At 39.3% G+C, this 1,835-nt stretch carries 3 protein-coding genes; all 3 read left to right on the top strand.

What is annotated here, in order from left to right; genetic code table 11:
* Positions 1-108: 108 nt before the first annotated feature.
* Positions 109-387, top strand: coding sequence for a hypothetical protein (locus KI742_RS23340; protein ID WP_285385885.1), 279 nt, complete (start codon positions 109-111; stop codon positions 385-387).
* A 134-nt stretch (positions 388-521) separates the two neighbouring features.
* Positions 522-962: an outer membrane protein assembly factor BamE gene (gene bamE, locus KI742_RS23330; RefSeq protein WP_182016806.1), complete on the top strand. Its 441-nt coding sequence runs from the start codon at positions 522-524 to the stop codon at positions 960-962.
* Between the two features lie 149 nt (positions 963-1,111).
* On the top strand, positions 1,112-1,795 hold the full coding sequence (locus KI742_RS23320) for a hypothetical protein (protein WP_258653724.1): 684 nt from the start codon (positions 1,112-1,114) through the stop codon (positions 1,793-1,795).
* The last annotated feature ends 40 nt before the right edge of the window (positions 1,796-1,835 follow it).

Below are 1,835 nucleotides of genomic sequence, written 5' to 3'. Positions count from 1 at the left end.
CGTTGCTCACACCTTAACAGGGCGTTAGGCGACATGAGACAAACGATAGACTAGTGGATAGTATCTTGGCGTGAATCTAGCTTCAGTTAACAGAAAAGGAGTGGATTAATGAATGCTAAAGCATTTGATAATTGGCAAAAATCGCGAAAGAAAGGATGTTTAAATTGGCTTTTTAGAACAACTTTCGTCACAGCCATTTTGTACATGATTTTTAATGTTATTTTCCTTTACCCATCTTCTGATGCGGCAAGCATTACGATTTTCTTATCGGATAATGCTCTTAATTACTCAATTTACACGAGCGGGATGTTTTTCGCATTTTGGGCTATCTGGCTATACAACGAATCTTCGTATGAGAAAGAAGTTAAACGTAGAAATGTCGCCTAACAAACTGTTCAAGAGGGATTCGCAACGCGTGGCATTTTCACTATGCGTTGGTTTTAGTGTTTAAGGTGGCATGCGGTGGCATTGGTATTGCGTTGCTCACCCCTTAACAGGGCGTTAGGTTAATCGAGGAAATAATGAACAAAATTAAACCCTTGTATGTTTCAGCAGCGCTGAATGTGGCTTTGTTGACAGCAGTTATAGCAATGGCATTGCCCGAAGAAAAATTACCAGAACCAGTCGATCTAAGTATTTATACTCAGCAAGATTTAACTAAATCTTTGTTAGTCGAGCGTGGTATGAATAAAGAACAAGTTATCAGTGTATTTGGTGACCCTGCACTAAAGGAAATTCTTGATTCATCAGAAGAATGGCATTATTGCAAAACTGGTGAGCTAGCAGATGAATATGTAGTAGTTTCATTCAAAGACAACGTCGTATCTACAATGTCTAACTACACGGTATCTTGGCTTGATGTTGTTTTCCAGCATACGCAAACACCTACCGAGGCAACAGTAGCTGCGGGTGGTTATGGAGATTGTAAGCTAACAGCTAAGATGGGAACCTATAAGAATTAACCTAACAAACTGTTTAAGAGTGATTCGCAACGCGTGGCATTTTTACTATGCGTTGGTTTAGGTGTTTAAGGTGTTATGCGGCGGCATCGGTATTGCGTTGCTCACACCTTAACAGGGCGTTATGTGACAGCGAAAATTTAGAGATTTATATGAAAAAAACATTAACAATTCTTGGTTTTATCGTCGGTTTTAGCCTCTTGGCATATGTTGTCGTAATTTCATCTTATGTATTTAATTTTGGGACTAATTGGAGCACTGAACAAGGAGACTGGGGGACGTTTGGTGATTTCATTGGTGGAACTCTCAACCCATTGTTAAGCTTTATGGCTTTAATCGCTTTGCTGATCACAATTGTATTGCAAAGCAAAGAGCTGGAACAAACTCGAGTCGAGCTTTCGCGAACAGCTGATGCTAATGAAAAGCAGTCTACGTATCTCGCATCACAACAAGAGCGTGATGATGCTTACCGATTAATTTCAAAGTTGGCAGAAAGAATTAATAATACTTACAATAAGAACCATTTGCCTAATGGCAAATCAATTCATGCTGCGTTGTCTGGCGCTCTTAATGTAACCGAGAATGATGCTTACTATGAACTTACTGGTGCAATGATGGATCCGCTTTCAAGTGGCTACAGTCGTGTTAAATATATCGAGTCAGATTTGAGAACTCTTGCCGTCTTGCTTGACGATTATGAGGTAATCTCTGCGAAAATATCTACTAAGCAAACACCAATTAAGAGTTTTTATATCAGTGAATACGCTCATATGGTTAAGGTATTTTGCCGTGAAAACTGGTTTGATGGAGACCTTCTAGATTATTACGTGAATTAGTCACATAACAATCTGTTTAAGAGTGATTCGCAACGCTTGG

The sequence above is a fragment of the Vibrio sp. D417a genome (genome assembly GCF_030248595.1).
GTDB classification, from domain to species: Bacteria; Pseudomonadota; Gammaproteobacteria; order Enterobacterales; family Vibrionaceae; genus Vibrio; species Vibrio alginolyticus.
This window is presented reverse-complemented; position numbering and strand designations above follow the sequence as displayed.